Annotated in this window: 21 protein-coding genes and 1 pseudogene; 13 read left to right on the forward strand and 9 right to left on the reverse strand. The window is 55.8% G+C overall.

Annotated elements, in window-relative coordinates:
• Positions 1–284, forward strand: a 284-nt coding sequence (gene terL / locus ACR0CG_RS20110; RefSeq protein WP_480527068.1) for a phage terminase large subunit, incomplete at its 5' end; no start/stop codon positions are given.
• 209 nt (positions 285–493) lie between these two features.
• Here the strand turns inward: terL and ACR0CG_RS20115 are convergent.
• The 7 genes from ACR0CG_RS20115 to ACR0CG_RS20145 all read right to left on the reverse strand — a co-directional run bounded on the left by ACR0CG_RS20115 (position 494) and on the right by ACR0CG_RS20145 (position 7,625).
• Complete coding sequence (locus ACR0CG_RS20115; RefSeq protein WP_480527070.1) at positions 494–1,888, reverse strand: FGGY-family carbohydrate kinase; 1,395 nt, start codon at positions 1,886–1,888, stop codon at positions 494–496.
• The gene (rhaM, locus tag ACR0CG_RS20120; protein WP_170682743.1) at positions 1,885–2,199 is read right to left on the reverse strand and encodes an L-rhamnose mutarotase; all 315 of its coding nucleotides are present in this window, start codon (positions 2,197–2,199) and stop codon (positions 1,885–1,887) included. Before rhaM ends, ACR0CG_RS20115 begins: the two co-directional genes overlap by 4 nt.
• A gap of 1 nt (position 2,200) precedes the next feature.
• Positions 2,201–3,184 (reverse strand): ABC transporter permease, encoded by a 984-nt coding sequence (locus ACR0CG_RS20125; protein WP_480527072.1) that lies wholly within the window; start codon positions 3,182–3,184, stop codon positions 2,201–2,203.
• A complete protein-coding gene (locus ACR0CG_RS20130; RefSeq protein WP_480527074.1) occupies positions 3,181–4,161 on the reverse strand; it encodes an ABC transporter permease in 981 nt (326 codons plus the stop codon). Before ACR0CG_RS20130 ends, ACR0CG_RS20125 begins: the two co-directional genes overlap by 4 nt.
• The gene (locus ACR0CG_RS20135; protein WP_480527076.1) at positions 4,158–5,696 is read right to left on the reverse strand and encodes a sugar ABC transporter ATP-binding protein; all 1,539 of its coding nucleotides are present in this window, start codon (positions 5,694–5,696) and stop codon (positions 4,158–4,160) included. Before ACR0CG_RS20135 ends, ACR0CG_RS20130 begins: the two co-directional genes overlap by 4 nt.
• 77 nt (positions 5,697–5,773) lie before the next feature.
• A complete protein-coding gene (gene rhaS, locus ACR0CG_RS20140) occupies positions 5,774–6,772 on the reverse strand; it encodes a rhamnose ABC transporter substrate-binding protein (protein ID WP_480527078.1) in 999 nt (332 codons plus the stop codon).
• 49 nt (positions 6,773–6,821) lie between these two features.
• A complete protein-coding gene (locus ACR0CG_RS20145) occupies positions 6,822–7,625 on the reverse strand; it encodes a DeoR/GlpR family DNA-binding transcription regulator (RefSeq protein ID WP_480527080.1) in 804 nt (267 codons plus the stop codon).
• Between the two features lie 146 nt (positions 7,626–7,771).
• Between ACR0CG_RS20145 and ACR0CG_RS20150 the strand changes: the two genes are divergently transcribed.
• Both ACR0CG_RS20150 and ACR0CG_RS20155 read left to right on the forward strand, forming a co-directional pair.
• A complete protein-coding gene (locus ACR0CG_RS20150) occupies positions 7,772–9,913 on the forward strand; it encodes a bifunctional rhamnulose-1-phosphate aldolase/short-chain dehydrogenase (protein ID WP_480527082.1) in 2,142 nt (713 codons plus the stop codon).
• A gap of 11 nt (positions 9,914–9,924) precedes the next feature.
• Complete coding sequence (locus tag ACR0CG_RS20155) at positions 9,925–11,154, forward strand: L-rhamnose isomerase (protein WP_480527083.1); 1,230 nt, start codon at positions 9,925–9,927, stop codon at positions 11,152–11,154.
• 215 nt (positions 11,155–11,369) lie between these two features.
• On the opposite strand, the gene ACR0CG_RS20160 is transcribed toward ACR0CG_RS20155, so the two are convergent.
• A complete protein-coding gene (locus ACR0CG_RS20160) occupies positions 11,370–12,149 on the reverse strand; it encodes an MOSC domain-containing protein (RefSeq protein WP_480527085.1) in 780 nt (259 codons plus the stop codon).
• A 386-nt stretch (positions 12,150–12,535) separates the two neighbouring features.
• Here ACR0CG_RS20160 and ACR0CG_RS20165 point away from each other — a divergent pair, with 386 nt between their 5' ends.
• From ACR0CG_RS20165 to ACR0CG_RS20210, 10 genes are all read left to right on the forward strand, one after another.
• The gene (locus tag ACR0CG_RS20165; protein ID WP_480527087.1) at positions 12,536–13,855 is read left to right on the forward strand and encodes an ABC transporter substrate-binding protein; all 1,320 of its coding nucleotides are present in this window, start codon (positions 12,536–12,538) and stop codon (positions 13,853–13,855) included.
• Between the two features lie 80 nt (positions 13,856–13,935).
• Positions 13,936–14,883: a carbohydrate ABC transporter permease gene (locus tag ACR0CG_RS20170; RefSeq protein WP_170336527.1), complete on the forward strand. Its 948-nt coding sequence runs from the start codon at positions 13,936–13,938 to the stop codon at positions 14,881–14,883.
• Complete coding sequence (locus tag ACR0CG_RS20175; protein ID WP_170336529.1) at positions 14,880–15,818, forward strand: carbohydrate ABC transporter permease; 939 nt, start codon at positions 14,880–14,882, stop codon at positions 15,816–15,818. Before ACR0CG_RS20170 ends, ACR0CG_RS20175 begins: the two co-directional genes overlap by 4 nt.
• Entirely contained in the window at positions 15,815–16,003 is a 189-nt protein-coding gene (locus tag ACR0CG_RS20180) for a hypothetical protein (protein WP_010442360.1), read from the forward strand. The genes ACR0CG_RS20175 and ACR0CG_RS20180 overlap by 4 nt, the downstream gene beginning before the upstream one ends.
• Positions 16,004–16,005: 2 nt before the next feature.
• On the forward strand, positions 16,006–17,103 hold the full coding sequence (locus tag ACR0CG_RS20185; protein ID WP_480527090.1) for an ABC transporter ATP-binding protein: 1,098 nt from the start codon (positions 16,006–16,008) through the stop codon (positions 17,101–17,103).
• The gene (locus ACR0CG_RS20190) at positions 17,096–18,088 is read left to right on the forward strand and encodes an ABC transporter ATP-binding protein (protein WP_480527092.1); all 993 of its coding nucleotides are present in this window, start codon (positions 17,096–17,098) and stop codon (positions 18,086–18,088) included. The genes ACR0CG_RS20185 and ACR0CG_RS20190 overlap by 8 nt, the downstream gene beginning before the upstream one ends.
• 11 nt (positions 18,089–18,099) lie before the next feature.
• Positions 18,100–19,722, forward strand: coding sequence for a dihydroxyacetone kinase subunit DhaK (locus tag ACR0CG_RS20195; protein ID WP_480527094.1), 1,623 nt, complete (start codon positions 18,100–18,102; stop codon positions 19,720–19,722).
• Between the two features lie 7 nt (positions 19,723–19,729).
• Positions 19,730–20,788, forward strand: coding sequence for a LacI family DNA-binding transcriptional regulator (locus ACR0CG_RS20200; protein WP_480527096.1), 1,059 nt, complete (start codon positions 19,730–19,732; stop codon positions 20,786–20,788).
• Positions 20,789–20,814: 26 nt separating this feature from the next.
• Positions 20,815–21,870, forward strand: coding sequence for a sugar phosphate isomerase/epimerase family protein (locus ACR0CG_RS20205; protein WP_480527098.1), 1,056 nt, complete (start codon positions 20,815–20,817; stop codon positions 21,868–21,870).
• A complete protein-coding gene (locus ACR0CG_RS20210) occupies positions 21,870–23,024 on the forward strand; it encodes a Gfo/Idh/MocA family protein (RefSeq protein ID WP_170681408.1) in 1,155 nt (384 codons plus the stop codon). The genes ACR0CG_RS20205 and ACR0CG_RS20210 overlap by 1 nt, the downstream gene beginning before the upstream one ends.
• Before the next feature lie 384 nt (positions 23,025–23,408).
• Here the strand turns inward: ACR0CG_RS20210 and ACR0CG_RS20215 are convergent.
• Positions 23,409–23,767: pseudogene (locus ACR0CG_RS20215) on the reverse strand (IS5 family transposase); the annotation flags it as partial.
• Positions 23,768–23,986 lie beyond the last annotated feature (219 nt).

A 23,986-nucleotide genomic window follows, 5' to 3' on the forward strand; every position in this document is an offset into this window, starting at 1 on the left:
ACGAACGCATTAAACCCGACAAGGACAAGGAAACCCGGTTCCAGTCCGCTTGCGGTCCTGTCGAAGAGGGCAAGGTTTATCTGCCTGCAGAGGCGCCTTGGCTGGCAGCGTTCAAACGGGAGCTTCAGTCCTTTCCACGCGGTCGCAATGACGATCAGGTCGACAGCTTTGCCCATCTTCTGAACTGGTCCAAGGGAGTGGGGTTCTATCGGGCGCTGGGTCGCGATCACCATATCAACATCGAACGTAGAGAGCGCAATCGCGAGAGGGTCAGGCGACGGTAGAACCTCAGAGTCAAGCTTGAAAACTCGTCGAATAGTACTGGGAGGGCCGATGTCGGACCAATCCTGAGAGCGGCCCCAATGACCGCTCGCAACCACAAACCGGTCTAATCGCTAATGCCGTCGGATGACGGCTTTGAGCCCATTCCGTTCAGTTTCACGCTGGTCCCCAATGTCTGCAATCGGAGTTCCGTGCAGGTCGTTAGGGTATCCTATGGGCGTGGTTCCAGGCCTGCTTTTGCGGCTCTGTGCCAACTTTTCGCGTAACGTTGGTAGCTTACGTCGGTCTTGTGATAATAGGTTTCGACGTCGAAGGCCGCGCGCTCGGGGAGTGCGCCTGTTGCCAAGAGGGCGGCCCCCTGGCTCGTCCCTGTTGCAGTGGCGGTCGCGTCGACCCTGCAGTTTGTCGCCGCGGCGAGCATACTGGCGAAGCCTTTGTTCCTGGCAAATGGACCTTCAACGATAATGGGGCCCTTGTGTCCGGTCAGCAACAGGCATTCCGCGGTCATCAATCCGAGGTAAAAACTCACCGCCGCCGCGCGTTCGTGGGTTCCGGGCAAGGGCTCTGACCCCATCCAGCTGTGTTTTTGCCCCTGAAACGGTCCGCTGTCCGGGACCATTGCGGGCAAGAGCATGGGGCCGTCATTCGCGACCAGGTCAAGGAATTGCTCTGCACATTGGGTGGTTTGACCGTTCATTGCCAACTCGAACTCGCGTCCCCCCATGAAACGGGCGGATGGTACCGGGGCACCCAATGCGTTGACGTTAAGAAGCGTGTCACGCGAAGGTTCCAGAGTTACTTCTTCGCCGCCGATGGTCATGGCAATGACCCATGTCCCGGTCGAAACGACGGAAAACGGCCCGGTTCGGGTCAGTACATGAGGCAAAAGCGATGCGTTTGAATCGTGGATGCCGCAGTGCACTGGCGTGTCAAAGCGCAGGCCGGTTTGCGATGCGACCTGCGGCAACACGGGTCCGAGAACCTCCGCAGATTTGCGCGCGGGCGCCATTTTTTCAGATATGCCCAACCGATCGACCAACGAAGAATAGTGCGCCTTGGACGGATTCCACAGATCCGTGTGACAACCAAGGGACGACACGTCGCTGGCCGGCACTCCTGTCAGGCGATGCCCCCAGTACTGCGGATAGGTGACAATGGCGGCGGTGCGTTCGCGAAGCGCGGGGTCCTGCTCAAATTGCCAATGCAACTGCGCACCCAGGTTCAGACCTATCGGCAACCTTGGCGATCCGGTTTCCTCAAAGGGCGGGCGGATGGCGTCGTAAGCCGCGGTCAGATCATCAGGACCTGTGTGCTCATAGTCGAGGATCGGGGCAGCAAGCGCGCCGTCTGGCGCGATCAGGGCGCAAGACGCCCCGTGGGTCGTGATGGAAATGGCATCTACGCCGTGCGCCTTCTGAAACTGCTCCAACCCGTCCAGAAGGAAGCGCCAGATAGCCTCAACATCGAAGTGCGGATAGGGTGGAGCGGCGAGAACCATGTTAGGCCGGGTCAGCACCTCCACTTCGGACATGTCAGTCGCATCGACCAGCGCAAGCTTGGCGTTGGTCTTGCCGATGTCGATGACGGCGACGTGCCGGGGGGTCATGGCATGTGGAAGACGGGCGTCAGCGGCACCGCCACGGGTTCGTTGTCGGGCTTGGTTTCCATGATGTCCGCCATATGCGCCCACCATCGCTGCATGATCTCGTGGCGGGGCAAGGCATCCATTTTGTGGTCGTCGGTGCGCCAGAGGACGCCAAAAAGAATGTTCGTTTCTTCGTCCAAATGGATCGAATAGTCAGACACGCCCGCGTCTTTCAGCAGCGTGGCAAGCTCTGGCCAGATCTCATCGTGGCGCTTTTCGTATTCATCCCTGCAGCCCGGGTTGAGCTTCATCTTGAAGGCATATTTTTCCATGTCAGCCCCTCCACATCGACCAGAGCCGGGGCAGCGCGATGACCGAGATCAGCAACGCCCCGATAATAATCGACATCACGATACCGGGCACGTTCAGCAAGCCAAGTCCGAAAGTCACAAGCCCCATGACAAAGGCCGCGATCACAACGCCGAGGATGGAGCCGGAGCCGCCGAGGATGTTGACCCCGCCAAGGACGACCATGGTAACGATCTCAAGTTCCCACCCGAAGGCAATGGAGGGTCGGGTCGAGCCGAGGCGGGATGTCAGGCAGACGGCGGCGACCCCGGACATCAGGCCCGTCAGCAGGAACAGGGTAAACTTCACCCGGCCCACCCGAATGCCCGAAAACAGCGCCCCGGTGGCATTGTTTCCGATGGCATAGACCGCGCGGCCGAAATTGGTCATGTGCAGGATGACCGCGTAGATCACCGCAATGATGGCGAAGAGGACAAATTCGAAGGAAATCACCCACCAGACATAGCCCTGCCCGAAGAAGGCGAAATCGGCTGGATAGCCCTTGTAGACCTGATCGCCCAACACGATGAAACTGATCCCGCGGAAAAGGCTCATCGTGCCGATGGTGACGACGATGGATGGCAGACCAAGGCCGGTGACGAGGAAACCGTTTACCGCGCCACAGGCCAGACCGACGGCCAGACCGATCAGGACCAGCCCCTCTGTCCCGACACCCGCCTGCACGGCGGCGCCCATGGCGGTCGAAGCCAGTGCGATGATCGCGGCAACGCTGAGGTCGATTTCGCCAGAGATGATAAGCAGAGCCATGGCAAAGGCAATCATCGCCTTTTCGGTGAAGTTGAAGGTCGCGTCGGAGAGGTTCCAGGCATTCAGGAAATAGGGTGAGGCGAAGCTGTTGGCGATGAAGATGCCGATTGCGACCAGCATCAGTAGGCTTTCCCAGCTTTTCAGGTTCCGCTCCAGCGGCGAGCGCAGGCGATCGGGGATCGCGCGTGTCGTCGTGGTCATGTCGCGTGCTCCGCGCGTTTGAGGATGATGCGGCCCTTCGTCCGGTTGGCCTGGGCATTCAGAACAACTGCGACGATGATCGCGCCGCCCGAGATGGCCATCTGCCAGAAGGGAGAGATGTTCACGACCGGCAGGGCATTGGCAATGATGCCGAGGAACAGCGCGCCCAGCAGCGCGCCGGGGACCGAACCGATGCCACCCATGATCGACACGCCGCCAATTACGCAGGCCGCCACGACGGTCAATTCAAACCCCCCGGCAACATCGACATAAGCAACCGCGAAGCGAGAGACCCAGAGGTAGCCGGTCAGACCGGCCAGCGCGCCAGAGATCGTGAAGGCCCAGAACTGGGTCCGGCCCACATTGATCCCGGCATAGGTCGCCGCATGGGGGTTGCCCCCGGCAGCGTAGAAGGCGCGGCCCAGGGTGGTGCGGGTCATGACGATGGTGAAAAGGATCACCGCCGCGATGGCAAACCAGCTTAGCACCGGAAGACCAAGAAGCTCGGTGCGCGGGAATGCCTTGAAAGTGTCGCTCATCTCGTGGCTGTTGACCCATTTGCCCTCGGTCAGAAGGAAGATGGTTCCCCGGAAGATGGTCATGGTGCCAAGCGTCACCACGATAGGCGGGATGTCCAGTTTCCACACAAGGATACCGTTGAACATTCCAAGGCACGCCCCGAACCCGGTGGCCACGACCAGCGTTACGATAATCGGCAGACCGGGTGCCGAGATATTGATCAGGGACACGACCATGCCGGTCAGCGCGAGGTTGGCGGCGACCGAGAGGTCGATGCACTTTGTCAAGATCACGATCATCTGGCCGATGGCCAGAAGGATAAGCGGCGAGGTGTCGTTGAAGACGGCAGCCAGGTTCGACAGCGTGATAAACGCCGGGAAGCGGCTTGAGATGATGCCAAGCACCAATGCGATGGCGACCAGCAGCAAAAGTTCGCGGGAGGCGAGGATACGTTTCATTGCGCGGCCTCCCTGATCCCTGCGGCGTGGCTGACAAGCGTTTCGGGCGTGATCTGATCGCGGGCCAGTTCCGCCACGATGCGCCCCTCACGCATGACGATCACTCGATCCGACATGCCCACGATCTCGGGGATTTCGGAACTGACCATGATGACGGCGAGCCCTTGCGCGGCAAGCTCTGCCATGAATTCATGCACGGCGGCCTTGGACCCGATGTCGATGCCCTTGGTGGGTTCGTCCAGGATGATGACCTTGGGCTGGGTGGCAAGCCATTTGGCGATCACGACCTTCTGCTGGTTGCCGCCCGACAGGTTGCCGACATCGGTGTCCAGCGAAGCGGCGCGCAGGTCGAGACGTTCGGTATACTCCCGTGCCAGCTTGAATTCCTCGGCCAGCTTGATGAACCCCTTGCGCGAGGTGCGAGCGAGTGACGGTAGCGTCACGTTCTGAAAAATCGGCAGCGCGCCGATTGTGCCTTGTTTGCCCCGGTCCTCCGGGACATAGACGATGCCACTCGCAACCGCGTCGGCGGGCGATGCAATCGAAACCGGTGCCCCGTCGATCCTCACGGTTCCGCCCGAGGGGCGGGTGATCCCGAAAAGGGCCTGCATGAATTCGGACCGACCTGCGCCGACCAGTCCGTAGAACCCGAGGATTTCGCCGCGCCTGAGCGTGAAACCGATGTCCGCGAATTCGGTCGGGTGGTCGTACCCTGCGACTTCGAGGATATCGTGGCCGACGTTGTGGTCGCGTTCGGGGAAAATCTGGCTTACGTCGCGGCCCACCATAAGCTTGACCAGTTCTGGCTCACTGACATCTACAATCGCCCCTTCGCCGACCATCTGGCCGTCGCGATAGACGGTGTAGAAATCGGCGATGCGGAAGATCTCGTCAAACTTGTGGCTGATGAAGAGGATCGCCTTGCCTTGCGCCTTCAGGCTTTCGACGAGTTCGTAAAGCTCTTCGATTTCCTTCTGGCTGAGGGCTGCGGTCGGTTCGTCCATGATCACAACGCGCGCGTCGATGGACAGCGCCCGGGAAATGGCAACCAGGTGCTTGTTCGCGGTTCCAAGGTCCTTGAGCGTAGCGCCCGGATCAATCTTGGCCCCGATTTCATCCAGAATCTCTCGCGCGCGGGTCGCCATGGCGAGTTTGTCGATCAGGCCAAATCGCCCCTTTGGCGCATGGCCGAGAAAGATGTTTTCCGCCACCGTCAGTTCGTCGAAAAGGACGGTTTCCTGATGGATGGCGGTCACGCCAGCGGTTTCGGCGGATTGCGGTGTCGGGAAACTGAGAGCCTCGCCATCGATCCGGATGTTACCCTCGTCGGGTTGATAAATGCCCGTCAGAACCTTCACCACGGTGGACTTGCCAGCACCGTTTTCGCCCACCAATGCCGTGACCTTGCCCGAGTAGAGGTTCAGCGAAACATCTGACAGCGCCCGCACGCCGGGAAATGTCTTGGTCACGCCGGACAGGCTCAGAAGCGGTGTAGGGGCGGCGTTCGACACGTCTGGTCTCAATTCCAACTGCATGGACAGTGTTTCTGGATGTGGGAAGAGTAGGGTGTCGGGGCGCGGGTCATCGCCCACGCCCTGACACGTCGTTCAGATTAGAAGATCGACTTGAACTGTTCGATGTTCGAGCTGTCGTAGGTGAACGGATCAGCCATGGCTGCCGAGCCGGTGTCATCCAGCGTCACCGAGCCCATGCGGCCCATCGGGATTTCGGCACCGGCACCGGTTTCAGCACCGTTGGCGATTGCATGCGCCAGCATGGTGGCCGAGTAGCCAAGGTCAATCGGGTTCCAGATCGCGAAGCTCTTGGTTGCACCGCTATCAACACAGCCTGCCATCTCGGACGGGAGGCCCAGACCGGTCACGTTGATCTCACCGATCTTGCCCGCGTCGGTCACCGCCTGGCAGGACGCCAGGATGCCGACGGTCGTTGGCGCGATGATCGCCTTCAGGTTAGGGTAGGATGCCATGAGGCCCTGTGCTTCTCGGTAGGATTTGTCGCTGAGGTCGTCGCCATAGACGGTGGCCACCAGATCTACGCCGTCATAGTTCGGAAGGACCTCTTTCGCGGCCTCGATCCAAGCGTTCTGGTTGGTTGCCGTGGCCGACGCCGACAGGATCGCGACTTCACCACCATCCGGCATGTGATCCGCGGCAAGCTTGATGATCGTGTTGCCGATCAGCGGGGTCGAGGATGGGTCCAAGTGCATCTGGCGTCCGCCTTCAGCCACACCCGAGTCCCAGGAAATCACGGTGATACCGCGGTCCATCGCGCGTTTCAGCGCTGGCACAAGTGCATCGGGGTCGTTTGCCGAAATCGCGATGGCGTCGACACCCTGCGCGATCAGGGAGTTGATGACCTCGATCTGACCTTCCGCAGTGGTGTCGGTCGGGCCAGTGTAGATGATCTCGACATTGCCAAGCTCTCCGGCAGCCTCTTCAGCGCCTTCGGCGGCCGCTTCAAAGAAGCCGATACCAAGCGCTTTTACGACCAGAGCGATGCGCATGTTGTCCTGCGCCATCGCCGTGGTGCCAAACATACTGGCAGCAAGGCTCATCCCTGCGACAAGTGATGTGAAAGTACGACGCTTCATGATAGTTCCTCCCAGAAAGTCATGTTTGGGTCTCGGGTTTCGGAGGCGGTCAAGAGGCCACCTCGTTTTCTTGAACGCTGCCCGACTGGGCAACGATCAGATTCACATCGGCAGCCTCAAGCATGGCCGCCGCCTTGTCAGGAATTCCTTCGTCGGTGATCACGGTCGTGATCCGGTCCAACTGGCAAAGCACGAGGCTGGAGCGCTGCGCGAATTTCGAACTGTCGACCAGAACGACAAGCTCATCCGCCTGTCCGATCAGTTTCTGTTCTGCCTGGATCAGAAGCGGATCGGCCTCCATCAGGCCGATGGGGCCCAGCCCCTGCGCCCCCATGAACATGCGGATTGCATAGAAGTTGCGGGTCACGTCGTTGTCAAAGGGCGACAGGATTATGTTCTGTTCCCGGTAGATCGCGCCGCCTGACAACATGATCGTGTTCTTCGAATGCTTCAGCAGGTGCGCGGCAATCGGGAACGAATTGGTAAAGACCTGCATCCTGCGGTTGGCCAGCGGATGCACCATCTGAAAGGTCGTTGTGCCCCCGTTGATGATGATGCTGTCACCTTCGCTACACATCTCAACCGCCGCGCGCGCAATCGCCTGCTTTGCTGCGATATTCATGGTTTCGTTGACGACGAACGGACGGCCCGCCAGCCCGGCGAACTGCGGTGGCGTTATGGCCTCAGCGCCGCCTCTGACACGGCGTACCTTCTGTTTCATGTGAAGTGTTGAAATGTCGCGCCGGATGGTGGCTTCGGACACGCCGGTCAAGGTGCACAGGTCCCCAACCGTCACGACGGGGCGATCCTGCACCGCAGAAATGATGATCCTGTGGCGTTCTTTTTCGTGCAAAGCCACCTCCCTTTCACTCCACGCTGCGCAGATTCGTCGCAGCTGTCAATCATTTTCGATCACTTTCAATCATTCTGCATTGCAGAATGACTGTTTGTGATTGTTTTTGATTGACATAACGATGCACACTACTAAGCCTAAACGCGATGGTGCAGTACCGACCGCTGCATCGTGAGGAGGGCAGAACGTTGAAATCCATCGAAAATCAGCTTCTTGAGAACCGCTGGGATGACGCTGTGGCAGGTTGTATGTCCGAATCGGAACTGCTTCTCTATCGCTCCAACACGCTGGGATCGGATAAGCGCGTCACAAACTATGGCGGTGGCAATACCTCTGCGAAGGTCATGGAAGCCGACCCACTGTCCGGCAAAGAGGTCGAGGTCCTATGGGTCAAGGGTTCCGGCGGTGACATCGGGTCCATGAAACTTGACGGCTTCTCCACGCTATACATGGACAAGCTGAACGCGCTGAAGGGGCTTTATCGCGGGGTCGAGTTTGAAGATGAAATGGTCGGTTATCTGCCCCACTGCACCTTCAAACTGAACCCGCGCGCGGCTTCAATTGACACGCCCTTGCACGCCTATGTGCCGCGCAAACATGTCGATCACGTCCACGCCGACGCGATTATTGCGATCGCAGCGTCCAAGAATTCGAAGGAGCTGACCCAGGAAATTTTCGGTGACCGGATCGGTTGGCTGCCGTGGAAACGGCCGGGTTATGAACTGGGCCTGTGGCTTGAAAAGTTCTGCCTGGAAAACCCGGATGCTGATGGTGTTGTCCTTGAAAGTCACGGATTGTTCACATGGGCTGACACGGCGAAAGACTGCTATTACTGCACCATCGACGTGATCAACGTCGCGACCAAGTGGTTGGCCGAAAAGACCGCCGCTGTTACGGCCTTTGGCGGAGTGGTCCACGAGAGCCTCGCCCGGGAAGGTAGGCGGACCGTTGCCGCCCGGCTGATGCCCGCGATCCGTGGCTTTGTCAGTGGCAACCAGCACATGGTCGGGTATTTCAACGACAGCGCCTCGGTGCTTGAGTTCGTGAATTCCAAAGACATGGAGGCGCTGGCGGCCCTTGGCACGTCCTGCCCCGACCATTTCCTGCGCACAAAGATCCGACCTTTGGTCGTCGGCTTCGACCCGGCCCTGAACAACATCGACGCAGTGCTTGAAGGCCTGCCCGCGCAAGTCGCGGCCTATCGTGAGGACTACACGGCCTACTACAACCGTTGCAAACACGATAACTCGCCTGCGCTTAGGGACCCCAATGCGGTTGTCTACCTGATCCCCGGGGTTGGCATGATCACATTTGCCAAGGACAAGGGCACGGCCCGCATTTCCGGCGAATTCTACATCAACGCGATCAATGTTATGCGCGGGGCAAGTGCCGTCAGCGAATACTGCGGCCTGCCGGAGCAGGAAGCTTTTGACATTGAATACTGGCTGTTGGAAGAAGCCAAGTTGCAGCGCATGCCGAAACCAAAATCGCTGGCTGGTCGCGTCGCGCTGGTCACCGGCGGCGCCGGCGGCATAGGGTCGGCAACGGCAGAACGTTACCTGTCCGAGGGCGCCTGTGTCATGCTGGCCGACATCAATCCCGACAGCCTCACCGCGACGGAAGGGGTCTTGACCCAGCAGTTCGGCAAGGACGTCGTGTGCACCGTCCTGATGGACGTCACGGATGAAAATGCCGTGGCCCAGGCGTTGGCTGAAATATCCGTCGAATTTGGCGGCATCGACATCCTTGTCTCAAACGCCGGGATCGCATCCTCTGCCCCGGTTGAGGAAACGTCCCTCGACCTTTGGAACAAGAACATGGACATCTTGTCCACGGGGTATTTCCTTGTCAGCCGGGAAACTTTCAAGATCATGCGGGTGCAGGACATGGGAGGATCTATCGTTTTCGTAGCCTCGAAAAACGGGCTTGCCGCCTCGCCCAATGCCTCGGCTTACTGCACGGCGAAGGCCTCGGAAATCCACTTGGCCCGTTGCCTTGCGCTGGAAGGTTCTGAGGCCGGGATCAGGGTCAACGTTGTGAACCCGGATGCGGTGTTGCGGGGCTCCAAGATCTGGGAAGGCGATTGGCTCGATCAGCGGGCTTCGACCTACGGCACGGACAAGGAGGGGCTGGAAGAGATGTACCGCAACCGATCCATGCTGAAACGCTCAGTCCTGCCGGAAGATATCGCCGAGGCTTGTTATTTCTTCGCCGCCGAGACTTCGGCCAAATCTACGGGCAACATTTTGAACGTTGATGCAGGTAACGTTCAGGCCTTCACGCGATAGGGAGACGGTCCATGAGTTATGAGAGCGCCAAAGCGGAATTCGCTGACTGGGGCGTCGACACTGAAGCTGCGATCAAGGCTCTGAAGGACATCCCGATTTCCATTCACTGTTGGCAAGGCGATGACGTGGTCGGGTTCGAAAACCAGACCGGCACCTCGGGCGGGGGCATTCAGGCAACCGGAAACCATCCGGGCCGAGCCCGCAATCCCGACGAACTGCGGGCGGATCTTGAGTTTGCCTATGCAAAAATCCCCGGGTCACATCGGTTGAACCTTCACGCGATGTACATGGACACAGACGATACCCCGGACCGGGATGAGATCGAGTACCGCCATTTCGCGCCATGGGTCGACTGGGCCAAGGGCATCGGCATCGGGCTGGATTTCAACCCGACCTTCTTTGCCCATAAAAAGGCCGACGACAACCTGACGTTGGCACACCCCGACAAGGGCATCAGGGACTTTTGGATCGAACATGGGAAACGCACGCGGGACATTGCGGCGCAGATGGGAGCCGCGCTTGGTTCACCCTGCATCAACAACATTTGGGTTCCGGATGGGTTCAAGGATCTTCCTATCGACCGTATGGCGGCACGGGCCCGGCTTGAGGCCTCGCTCGACACCATGCTGGCCGAGGCGAAATCGGATATGCTGGATGCGGTCGAATCCAAGCTTTTTGGCATCGGTGTCGAGGCCTGCACGGTGGGCAGCCATGAGTTCTACATGGGCTATGCGATCCGCAACAAGACACTGCTGTGCCTCGACATGGGGCACTTCCACCCGACCGAAAATATCGCCGACAAACTGAGCGCCGTGGCCCTGTCTCTGGATGAGCTTCTGCTGCACGTGTCGCGCCCTATGCGTTGGGACAGCGACCATGTGATCATGCTGAACGATGACATCCTGGCGATGGCACTTGAACTGGTCAGCGGCGACCTGTTGTGCAAGACCCATATCGGGCTTGATTTCTTCGACGCCACGATCAGTCGCACGGCCGCTTGGGTGATTGGCACACGCAACATGCAAAAGGCGCTTCTGCAGGCGCTTCTGAAGCCCTGGGATCGTTTGCGAGCAGCGGAGGACGCGCTGGATTTCACAAGCCGGTTTGTTGTGACAGAGGAACTGAAGGACCTGCCCTACGGAGCAGTGTGGTCTGAATTTTGCGCCAGAAACGGCGCGCCTACAGGTACTGAGCTGATCACTGAGCTTGACACTTATCAGGCCTCTGTAGCGGGGCGCTGAGGCACGGTCCAATTTTATGGAAAGTCTCCGTTTGGACAATCTATGTTGGAAAGAAGGCCAAGATTGCATTCGAAAGAAAGCGGTCGTCGCGCCGGTGACCATTGAGCGGCCGCATTGTCCGCAAGGCACCCTTTCAACTGACTCAAGTTAAGGTCTGCTTCGAGCCCGGAGCAGACGTTCGAAGTGCACTTTTGTCTGTGCTTGCAAAATAGTATTCAATCTAACATTTCTCCAGTTTGGCCGACTCTCAGCGTTCCGCCTTTAGCCACCTCGACATAGACACCCATGTCCGTATGACCCATGAACTTCCGAATAAGATAGGGTATCTTCAAGTCCCGCTTGGCCGTTTGCGGGTTCACTTCAGTGGCTGCACACCTTTTTGTACGCGAGAGTATCTTTAACTCGACATCGCCAAATCTAAAAACTGATCCAACTGCATCCAGCTCAACAAACGAAGGTAATCCGTCTATCTCAATATTCGCTCGGAAGCGGGCCGGGTGAATTTCTGCGTTCAGTTGTTCGCCCAACTTTTTCACAGCGGCCAGATTCAAAACGGATATCGCGTTCATCATTTGCGGTGATACGACAGATACATCTGTAAACCTATGAGGAGCAGAAGAGACAAACTTTGGCAGCTCTGGATCTTTTAAATCGATCTCTGAAGAAAGGAACTCTGCCGCCTTCTCCCGATCTTCAGACTCTCGCATATCAAAGCGTCGTGTCTTTCCGTTCGCATTGATCTCAAGTGCCTGGGACTCAATTTCAAAACCGGTCTGAATGCCTGCCAGTGCAGCCTCGTTCAACAAAACGACAAATCGATCTTTCGGCAGTGGCATTGGGTTCTGCATGTCGAAACCGGAGTTGTAGCGAGCAAATCCGAACAGGCGATCGCCTGGAATGCCCTCTCCTGTTCGCAGCGTCACAGTTCGCATAGGCTCGGAACTCAAGCCTTTTATAGGGTAGCGGTTCAATCGGACGATGGAGAGATTGTTCATACGTTTGCACCCGACCAAAAAGAACTATGCACGGTCCCGAGTTGTCCGCGCTGTTTGACGCTATCTCGAATTCTCAAAGGTATCGACCAAATAATCTTTGAGCGCTTCAGAAGCGGGTTCGCTAAACCTGTTGGCCGCATGACGGTAGCGCCCATTTAAGTCGATATGACCATTCAATACCTCGCTGCTGAAAATACATGCGCACCAATGCTAAAGAGCATTTTCACGTAGAATCAATAACTAAGAGACGCAATTGGCGATCTCTTCCGGCTTCTTGAGGTACGAACCTCAAATATATCTGGACTTGAGGTGCGTACCTCAAATAGCCTTGGAAATATGCCGCGATTCGCACATCCTCGATTGACGGCGAAAAAAGGGAGGAATGGATGACTTACACAAAACTGGCCTCGGCCAGCGCGATAGTCCTTGCCGCTACTACTCTTTCTACTAAGGCAAATGCTGAAGATCTGACACTCTGTTGGGCTGCATGGGACCCGGCCAACGCGCTTGTTGAGCTATCAAAAGAATTCGAAGCAGAATCCGGCCACTCGATGAACTTCGAATTTGTTCCCTGGCCAAATTTTGCAGACCGGATGCTGAATGAACTGAACTCTGGGGGTAAGCTCTGCGACCTGCTGATTGGTGACAGTCAATGGATCGGCGGTGGCGCCGAAAACGGTCACTATGTCCAGCTGAACGATTTCTTCGATGTTGAAGGTATCAGCATGGACGATTTCGCGCCAGCCACGGTCTACGCCTATTCGACTTGGCCTAAAGGCACACCAAACTACTACGCGCTGCCTGCGATGGGCGATGCGAATGGCTGGTTCTATCGCAAGGACTGGTTCGAAGACCCAGAAATTCAAGCTGCATACAAAGAAGCGACTGGTCAGGACCTACGCGAGCCTCAGTCTCAGAAAGAATTGTTGCAGATCGCGCAGTTCTTCCAAGGTCGTGAAATCGACGGCAAGACAGTCTATGGCGCAGCTATCTTTACCGAGCGCGGCTCGGAAGGGATCACCATGGGTGTGACCGGAGCGCTGTATCCATGGGGTTTCAAATACGAAAACACCCCGGGTTCATATGATATGGAAGGCGCCGTAAACTCACCGGAAGCGGTTGAGGCATTGGAGTTCTATAAAGAATTCTACAAAACGGCGACGCCTCCGGGATATACTAACTCCTACATGGGTGAGAGCTTGGATGCATTTAAGTCCGGTCAGGTCGCTATGGCCATGAACTGGTTTGCGTTCTTCCCTGGTCTATATGCCGATCCCAATACCGGTGGTGACAAGATCGACTTCTTCGTGAACCCACCACAAAATCAGGCGGGTTCAACACTGGGTGGACAAGGTATCTCTGTTGTCAGCTACTCTGACAAACAGGACGCCGCACTTGAGTACATCAAGTGGTTTGCGCAACCGGAAGTTCAGGCCAAATGGTGGGAACTTGGCGGATACTCTGCACATAACTCGGTGCTGGAAGATCCCGGTTTCGTGGACAGCCAACCGTTTGCCGGTGATTTCCTGGAAGCAATGGGCGGTGTGCAGGATTTCTGGCAAGAGCCTGCCTATGCGGAACTGCTGTTGGCAATGCAGAAACGCATCCACGACTACGTCGTTGCCGACCAAGGCACAGCTCAAGAAGCGCTTGATCTACTGATCGAAGATTGGACGGAAGTCTTCGAAGACGAAGGCAAGCTGTAGTCCGGACGCAGACAGGAGCGGGTGCAAACCCGCTCCACCTTCACCCGTGAGTCCGAAACCAAAAAAGAACTGGCAAAGAGATGTCTGACAGGACCGTAGATCGCGTTGCGCAGGCAACGCCCCAGCGAGTTGCGCGAAAAATCCGGGGGTTATCCGACCGCGCAATCGCCTGGATATTCATCTCCCCAACGATTTTTCTATTGCTGGCGATCAACATCTTTCCGTTGATCTGGACCATCCAACTGAGCTTTACCAACTACAAGGCCAACCGGATCGGGCGTGAAGTCAAAGATGTCGGGCTCAGGAATTACGAGCGTATCCTGACAGACTCGGACACATGGCTGAATATGCAGGCGACGGCGCATTTCCTGTTCTGGACGATTTTTTTCCAGGTCCTGATCGGGTTTACTCTGGCATGGTTGATCAACAAGAAATTCAAGGGCAACGATCTTTGGACCACGATTATCGTGCTGCCGATGATGTTGTCTCCTGCAGTCGTCGGGAACTTCTGGAAGTTCCTGTATCAACCTCAAATCGGCCTGTTCAACTACATCGTGTCCTGGTTTACCGGCAAGGACCCATCGAGCTTTGAAATGCTGGGATCGGTCACGTTGGCCCCGTGGGCAATCGTTATTGTCGACACTTGGATGTGGACCCCCTTCGTGATGCTGATCTGTCTGGCCGGTCTGCGCAGCATTCCCGACTACATCTACGAGGCAGCTGAGATCGACCGAGCCAGCAAGCTGCGGCAGTTCTTTACGATCACCATCCCGATGGTGTTGCCGTTCCTGATGCTGGCCGTGCTGTTTAGAGGGATCGAGAACTTCAAGATGTTCGACCTGGTGGTTCAGCTAACCGGTGGAGGCCCCGGTTCGGTTACGGAACTCACTTCAATCAATCTCAAGCGGGAAGCTTTTGAAAAGTGGCGTACGGGCTATGCCTCGGCCTATGCGATCATCCTATTCGTCACCGTGTTCGGCCTTGCGTCGATCTACGTCAAAGCCCTGAACAAGGTAAAACAGCGATGAGTAGTTTTTCCGTCACTGAACCTTCGAACCGGTCCAAGTGGATCGCAGGTTTTCTGGTCATCGCTTATGCGCTGATCACGATGATCCCGCTGGTTTGGATTTTGCTGACTGGCTTCAAGTCTCCAGCCGATGCGATCAGCTACCCGCCCAAGGTTGTTTTTGACCCAACGCTTGAAGGCTACGTCAATCTCTTCACCACTCGCACACGCCAGACGCAGGAGTTTCTGGAAGCCAACCCGCCACAGAACTGGGCCGATGAGATCGTGCGCCAATACGACATGGTGATTGTCGGACCATCCAAATTCGGTGAGCGCTTTATGAATTCGGTTATTATCGGGTTCGGCTCGACGTTCTTGAGTATCTTCCTTGGCACGCTGGCCGCCTATGCCTTCAGCAGGTTTAAAGTCCCGCTTAAGGACGATCTACTGTTCTTCATCCTCAGTACGAGGATGATGCCCCCGGTCGCCGTTGCCATCCCAATTTTCCTGATGTTCAGAAACCTTGGATTGAGCGATACGCATCTGGGAATGATCCTGTTGTATACGGGCGTGAATATTTCCTTGGCGGTCTGGTTGCTAAAAGGGTTCATCGACGAAATCCCAAGAGAGTACGAAGAAGCGGCTCTAATAGATGGCTACACACGCTTTCAGGCTTTCTACAAAGTCGTGCTGCCACAAGCCGCAACGGGCATCGCTTCGACAGCTATCTTTTGCCTGATCTTCGCCTGGAATGAGTATGCGTTTGCTGTGCTGCTGACATCTGCGAATGCTCAGACTGCACCGCCCTTCATCCCGACCATTATCGGTATCGGTGGCCTGGACTGGCCTGCCGTGGCGGCTGGCGCCACCATATTCCTAATCCCGGTCATGATTTTCACCATCCTGATGCGCAAACATTTGCTGCGTGGGATCACATTCGGAGCCGTGCGCAAATGAGCGATTTTCTAACCGGATTGATGCGGCTCCGCCGCGGCCCATGGGAGATGGTCGCAACTATCCTTATCGCACTGGGTGTCTTCATGCTGATGCAGCCCTTTGTCCTGTGGGCCTTCACCTATTCTTTCATCGTCACGTTGATCGGAACCGTCATGTTTATCATCGTCAGCCATTTCCCGGAGTAGAAATGGCCCAGATCGTAGTCCAAAACGTAAAAAAGATGTTCGGCAATTTCACGGCTGTCCGCGAAAGCTCGTTCACGATTGAAGACGGTGAGTTTTTCATGCTGCTGGGGCCATCCGGTTGCGGAAAGACGACGACTCTACGGATGATCGCGGGATTGGAACTTCCAACATCGGGTGAAATCTATCTGGACGGAGAAGAAATCAGCCAGCGGCCACCGTCGGAGCGAGACATTGCCTTCGTGTTCCAGATGTTCGCGCTGTATCCTCACATGAACGTGCGCAAGAACATCAGCTACCCGCTAATATCGCAGGGTATGCCGCGCCCCGCCGTAAAAGCCAAAGTCGAGGAAGTCGCCGGAATTTTAGGGATAAACGACATACTGGATAGCCCAGTAGGTGGGCTTTCAGGCGGCGACAGGCAGCGTGTAGCGCTTGGACGCGCGATTGTTCGCGAACCCAAGGCGTTCATGATGGACGAACCTCTTGGTGCCCTGGATGCCGAATTTCGTGAGCACATGGCCGAAGAACTGCGCGCGCTTCATGATCGCATGGGCGCAACCACCGTTTACGTTACACACGATCAGTTGGAAGCCATGCAAATGGGGGACAAGATCGTAGTGATGAACAACGCTGTGATCGAGCAATTCGGCACACCTCAGGAAATCTACGACAAGCCGGCTACGATGTTCGTGGCGGATTTTATTGGGTCTCCTTCGATGAACTTCCTGCCGTTTCAGGGAAAGGTCGAACCCGGCTCGGAAATGGTCCGACTGAATGGCCATGACGAAGCCGTGCCCAAGCTGATGGAAGGGGCCGAAGGTGAATTGGTTTTTGGTGTCCGTCCCGAACATGTTTTTCTGTCGGATGCGAGCGCCTACCGGGCCAAGGTTCTGGCAGCGGAATATCTGGGAACCACTCAGATCGTGACGCTGCAAAGCCCGAACGGAGAACTGAAAGCCCGGATTGATGCACGCGAAGTCGTCAGTCCCGGTGAAACAGTAGGATTGGAGTTCCGCTCTCCCGCAGTAACCCTATTTGAAAAATCTACCGGGCGCGCTTTGAGATCCGCTCTGAACGACGAGGTACTAAGCAATGGCTGAAGTCGTTTTGGAGAATATCTCGAAGTCATTCGGCAATCTTAAAGCGGTGGATGATATTTCAATGACGATCCCCAACGGTGCCTTTGTGGTGTTGTTGGGTCCAACTGGTGCGGGAAAAACAACGACGCTGAGATTGATATCCGGACTTGAGAAACTGGATTCAGGAACGGTGCGTATAGCCGGGCGAGATGTTGGAATAGAAACGCCAGCCCAGCGCGATATAGCCATGGTCTTCCAGCAATACTCGCTGTACCCGCATATGACAGTGCGTGAAAACCTGTCTTTCCCTTTGCGTTCGCCGATCCTGAAGACACCAGAGGATGAGATCGCCAGGAAGGTTAACGAAGTCTCGGAGATCCTCCAGATCCCGCACAAACTGGACAACAAAGCCACTGAACTGTCTGGCGGCGAAATGCAGCGCGTTTCAATTGGACGGGCGCTTGTGCGCGACCCCCAGATATTCCTGATGGATGAACCCCTCAGCTCTTTGGACGCCAAGCTTCGGGCGGATTTGCGGGTAGAGCTGAAGAGAATTCAGGCAGATCTGGGATCAACCTTACTCTACGTGACCCATGATCAGGTCGAAGCCATGACAATGGCGACGCATATCGGCGTTTTGGAAAACGGTAGGCTAGTCCAGTACGGTACCCCTCGCGACATCTATGAAAATCCGGGCAGTGTTTACGTAGCCAGCAGGTTGGGCCTGCCACGGATAAACATCCTGCCGTCCGAGTTGTTCGGAGACGATCACAAAGGCCCACAGATTGGTCTTCGCCCGGAAAACATAATTGAAGGCGAAGGCCGTGAAGCGCGTGTGATACGTGCTGAGCATCTGGGGGATCAAACGCGGCTGCACCTGGACTTGAATGGTCACCCTGTTGTGACTTTGATTGATGTCCATCAGGACTATCCCTCAGGAAAAATCATAAAAATCCGCCCACACAACCCATTGTATTTTGACGCGTCCGGCGCGCGAGTGAATTAAGGAGCAAAAGCATGGCCCAGTTCCTCAATACTAAAGAAACCTTGGTGACAGAGGCCATAGACGGCCTTTTGGCCTCCTCCGGGGGACGACTTACTCGGTTGGACGGCTACCCGCACATCAAGGTTGTTTACAGATCGGACTGGGACAAGTCGAAAGTCGCCTTGGTTTCTGGCGGAGGGTCTGGTCACGAACCCGCCCATGCAGGTTTTGTTGGCGCTGGTATGCTGACAGCTGCGGTATGTGGGGAAGTGTTTGCGTCTCCGTCAGTCGAGGCGGTTCTGGCAGGCATTCTTGCGGTTACGGGTGAGGCTGGGTGCTTGCTTATCGTTAAGAATTACACCGGTGATCGGTTAAACTTTGGGCTGGCGGCTGAACGCGCCCGAGTACTGGGTCGTAAGGTGGAGATGGTCGTTGTTGACGATGACATCGCCCTACCTGACCTACCGCAACCACGTGGCGTAGCAGGCACGTTGTTCATACACAAAATCGCTGGAGCGCTTGCTGAAAGTGGCGCTGACCTAGAAACCATTACCAATGCAGCAAGAAGCACTATAGCGAAGGTCGTAAGCATCGGAATGAGCCTGGACACCTGTACCGTTCCGGGATCTCCAAAAGAAGACAGGATTGCCCCGGGCAAAGCAGAACTCGGCTTGGGCATCCATGGCGAGCCCGGAGTACAGCAAGTCGAATTCTCAAATGCTGTATCAGCCATGTCTACAGTGGTGGAGAAGTTGAAGCAAAGGGTTGGGTCTGGGGATTGTGCGGCGTTGGTCAACAACCTCGGTTCTACGACTCCGCTAGAAATGGCTGTCCTCACGCACGCCTTGTCCGAGACTGGTATTGCCCACCATATCATTGGCCCAGCACCAATGATGACCTCGCTGGATATGCATGGGTTTTCTGTTTCTATTCTGCCTGTAGGTCAGGAAGATTTATCAGCACTTAAAGCTCCTGTTGATCTGGCGGCTTGGCCCGGCGTCAATTCCATCGACCCGATAAAAGTAGCGCCTTTGCCTGATGGTCTGACTCCTATCGATCCAATTCCTTCGAACAATCCCGGCACAAGGGAAACGATCACCCGGTTGTCTGAACTGCTAATCAACGCAGAGAATAACCTGAACGAGTTGGACGCGAAATCCGGAGATGGCGATACAGGAAGCACACTGGCCACTGCCGCGAGAGCATTGCAAGGTAGCCTTGACCGCATGCCGCTTGCTGATCTGACACAACTTTTCCCGGCGTTGGGCAATGAGTTAAGCCAGACAATGGGTGGTTCTTCCGGCGTGATACTTGCAATCTTCTTTAACGCAGCTGGAGATGCCTGTGCGAGCGGGGCTTCGGTACCGAAGTCTCTGGTTGAAGGTCTGAATCGCGTCAGCCAGGTCGGGGGTGCCAAGGTCGGTGACAGGACAATGATTGACGCCCTGGCACCGGCACTTGCCGCACTGCCAACTGGTCTGACGCATGCGGCCGACGCTGCCCGCGAAGGCGCGAATAACACCGCAAATATTCGTCGTGCGAAGGCAGGCCGCGCGGCTTATGTTCCCGAAGAAAACCTAGTTGGACATAACGATCCCGGCGCTGAAGCTGTTGCTTTGTTGTTTGAAGGCTTAGCGCGGGAGGTTGAGGGCTGAATAACAGGTGGAAGACAAAAAACAAAAACTAGAATTGGTAAAGAAGCCAACCGTCAACGACCTCGCGCGCGTCGCCGGTGTCAGTCTCGCGACTGTTGACCGGGTCTTGAACAGGCGCCCCGGCGTGCGGGCCGTTACCGTGCAGAAAGTACAAAAGGCAATTGATGAGCTGGGGTATGTGCGCGACACCGCAGCGGCCAACCTTGCGCGAAACCGAGTTTACAACTTCCTCTTTGTTCTGCCGGACACGGACAACGAGTTTGTGGAGGCAATCAACAGTCAGATCGCAGAACAATCCCGTGACCAATTTATCGAGCGGACTCGTATTGCGATAAAAAAGGTAGCTCCGTTCGAGCCGCAAGATATCGTCAATATTTTGAATGCTGTCGACAGTTCGGATATTGATGGAGTTGCCGTTTTTGGGCCCGAAACGCCGTCTGTTCGCGATGCAGTAAAAAGGCTCAGAGACAAAGGCGTTCCTGTGGTTGCATTAGTGTCTGACTTGCCCAGTTCTGAGCGAGACCATTTTGTGGGAATTGATAACGTTTCGGCAGGACGAACCGCCGCTCAGCTGATGGGACGATTTGTGCATCGCGATGGTAAGGTCTTGGTTCTTACAGGATCCCGTTTGGCTCGTGACCACCTCGAGCGTCGTCAAGGCTTTGATCTTGTTGTGGCTGAGGAATTTTCGCACCTCGAAGTCGTAGCCTCTGTCGAGGGTCGAGATGACCCGGATCTGATTTACAAGATGATGCCCGAAATATTTGAAACCTACCCCGATCTGGTCGGAATATATTCCTCAGCAGCGGGCAACGCAGGTCTGATTCAATTTCTGTCAGAGTACAAGCTCAGCAAAGATCTGGTGATCATTGCTCATGAGCTTACTCCGCTCAGTCGTGAGGCGCTTAAGCTCGGTACATTTGACGCCCTTATCTCGCAAGACACTGGGCACATTGTTCGTTCAGCCGTCCGCCTTCTGCGTGCGACTTCAGACAAAGTTCCATTCAACAAAGCTCAGGAACGAATCCGTATCGACATCTATCTGAAGGAAAATTTACCGCCATAGAGGCTTAGGTTTGGGGAGGAAATTTTATGAAGACGATCAAAGGTCCAGCGTTGTTTCTTGCACAATTTGCGGGGGACGAAGCACCGTTCAATTCGTGGGACGCGATCACTAAATGGGCCGCTGACTGCGGATACAAAGGCGTTCAGGTTCCCAGTTGGGATGGCCGGTTGTTCGACCTCGAACAGGCCGCGTCCAGCACCGGTTATTGCGATGACTTTAAAGGCAAAGCCAGGGAAAACGGTGTCGAAGTCACTGAATTGTCAACGCATCTTCAGGGCCAGCTTGTGGCCGTCCACCCGGCCTATGACAGTGCGTTTGATGGTTTTGCAGCCGAAAGTGTTCGAGGGAACCCGAGAGCCCGACAAGAATGGGCAGTGGATCAAGTCAAAAAAGCGCTATCGGCTTCAAAAAATTTGGGTATCTCGGCACATGTGACCTTCTCTGGCGCCTTGGCCTGGCCCTACGTGTACCCTTGGCCTCAGCGCCCTGCCGGCTTGATTGAAACAGCTTTTGACGAGCTCGCACGCCGGTGGGGTCCGATCCTGGAACACGCGGATGAATGCGGTGTCGATGTCTGTTATGAAATTCACCCCGGAGAGGACCTCCACGACGGCGTGACGTATGAGATGTTTCTCGAGCGGACGGGCAATCACCCACGAGCTTGCATGTTATACGACCCGTCGCACTACGTTCTTCAATGCCTCGACTACCTGGATAATATCGACATCTACAAGGACCGAATACGGATGTTCCATGTCAAAGATGCCGAGTTTAACTCGACTGGCCGACAGGGTGTTTATTCTGGATATCAAAGCTGGGTCGATCGCGCGGGCCGGTTCCGGTCGCTTGGTGATGGTCAAGTTGATTTTGGGGCTGTTTTCTCCAAAATGGCGGCGAATGACTTCGATGGCTGGGCCGTCGTCGAATGGGAATGCTGTCTCAAACACCCCGAGGATGGCGCGCGAGAGGGCGCTCAGTTTGTATCCGACCACATTATCCGAGTGACAGAGAAAGCCTTTGATGATTTCGCTGACGGTGGCACAGACGAAGCGGCCAATCGAAAAATGTTGGGGATCGAGTAATGGTCACAGGACGCAATGAAGAAACCTCAGGCCGCATTCGACTTGGCATGGTTGGCGGCGGGAACGACGCCTTCATAGGCGGCGTTCATCGAATAGCGGCGCGATTGGACGACAAGTTTGAGTTGGTTGCCGGCGCTTTGTCTTCGACGCCAGAGAAATCTCTTGAAAGTGGTCAGGCGTTGGGGCTCGAACGGGTCTATGAAGACTTCAAACAAATGGCGATAAGGGAAGCCCGACTGAAATCCGGGATCGAGGCGGTCTCAATCGTCACGCCAAATCACGTCCACTATGCAGCCGCGCGTGAGTTCCTGAAGCGCGGTATTCATGTAATTTGTGACAAGCCACTCACCTCGACTCTTGCCGATGCAAAAAAACTGGTCAAAGCAGCAGAAAGCGCGAATGCCCTATTCATTTTGACCCACAATTACACGGGCTATCCGATGGTTCGGCAGGCGCGTGAAATGGTCGCTAACGGAGATATCGGCAAGATCCGCGTGGTTCAGGTTGAATACCCCCAGGACTGGCTGACTGAGCAGCAGGATTTCAAACAGGCTGAGTGGCGAACCGATCCCGAACGCTCGGGCGCGGGTGGATCAACCGGTGACATCGGAACTCATGCTTACAACCTCGCTTGCTTTGTAACCGAGCTGAAGGCGGAAAGCTTGGCGGCAGACTTGCAGGCCTTTGTGCCAGGGCGCAAAGTCGATGACAACGCGCACGTTTTGCTTCGCTTCGAAGGCGGAGCGCGGGGTATGCTGTGGTCTTCTCAGGTGGCTCCCGGCAACGAAAACGCACTTCGTTTGCGCGTCTATGGCGAAAAAGGTGGGCTGGAGTGGTCTCAGGAAGATCCCAATTATCTTTGGTTCACGCCATACAACGAACCCAAGCGTTTGATCACTCGAAATGGAGCTGGAGCTGGTGACGCAGCTAATCGATTGAGTAGAGTTCCTCCGGGACATCCCGAGGGATATCTTGAGGGGTTCGCGAATATCTATGGAGAAGCTGCTGAGGCGATCCAAGCTTTCCGTACCGGGATTTCACCTGACGCGTCGGTTGTTTATCCAACGGTTCATGACGGACTTAATGGTGTTAAGTTTGTGGCGGCGTGCGTACAAAGCTCTTCAAGGAATGCGGCTTGGGTCAACTTAACTTAAAACCTCCCTGTGGGCATAGGGCAGACATCTTGGAAGGCCGCGTGGGTATCTGTTAAAAACCGAAGCGCGCAACCTTTAGGTGAAAGCTCAGGAAAAACAAGCTGCTAATGTCACTGAACCGGTGTTATGTGAAGCGATCTCTGGTTGGGTGGTCAGTTCCCCTGCAAAGCTCACCCACCATCACTTATGTCTTTCTGGCAGCGGGCATTGATCCCAATTGCAGAGAACGGCCGTCTCGAGCCCAAAGCTGAACTTTCAGGATTCACCCAGATGTAGGTTCAAAGATCTGCAATAGCGGCCTGTCTTTGATATTGCGCCACCAGGATTGTTTGAATTCAGCTTTTGTATCTGAACGTTCCAGAAGGTTCGCACCGTGGCCTAGTAGCTGACCTGACCGGCGGTGACGAACAGGTTGAGCGGTCGGCCTTGGCTGTCGCAGATGGCGTTCAGCTTGGTGTTGATGCCGCCTTTGGTGCGACCAATCAGGCGTCCAAGCTCCCCCCTCTTTCACGCCCATGCTGGTCGCGGTTCGGTGCGCCTTGAGGTAAGTCGCGTCAATCATCACGGTCGTCTTTTCGCCGTGATCAGCAGCAAGACCCACCATCATCCAGGCGAAGACGCCCTTGTCGCTCCATCGCTTCCAGCGGTTGGATAGCGTCTTGTGCGGGCCGTAGGCGGAGGGGGCGTCGCGCCACCGCAACCCATTGCGATTGATGAAGATAATGCTGCTCAACACGCGCCATCTGCGCATCCTTCAGCCAGAAAAGATCAGACACATTGTCAGCTCGGTTTTCGAACCGTGAATCACGCCGTTCCGAGGAAATCAATGGGTCCTGACCATAAGATGACATTTGTCTTGCTATAAAAACTTAAAGCAAGAAATGCGTCTCAATTGGTACCGACGGCGTTTTGTATTTGATCTATCATTTTGGGTGCTCACAAGAGGATGCTCTTGGTTGAAA

The sequence above is a fragment of the Ruegeria sp. AB8 genome (assembly GCF_056542605.1).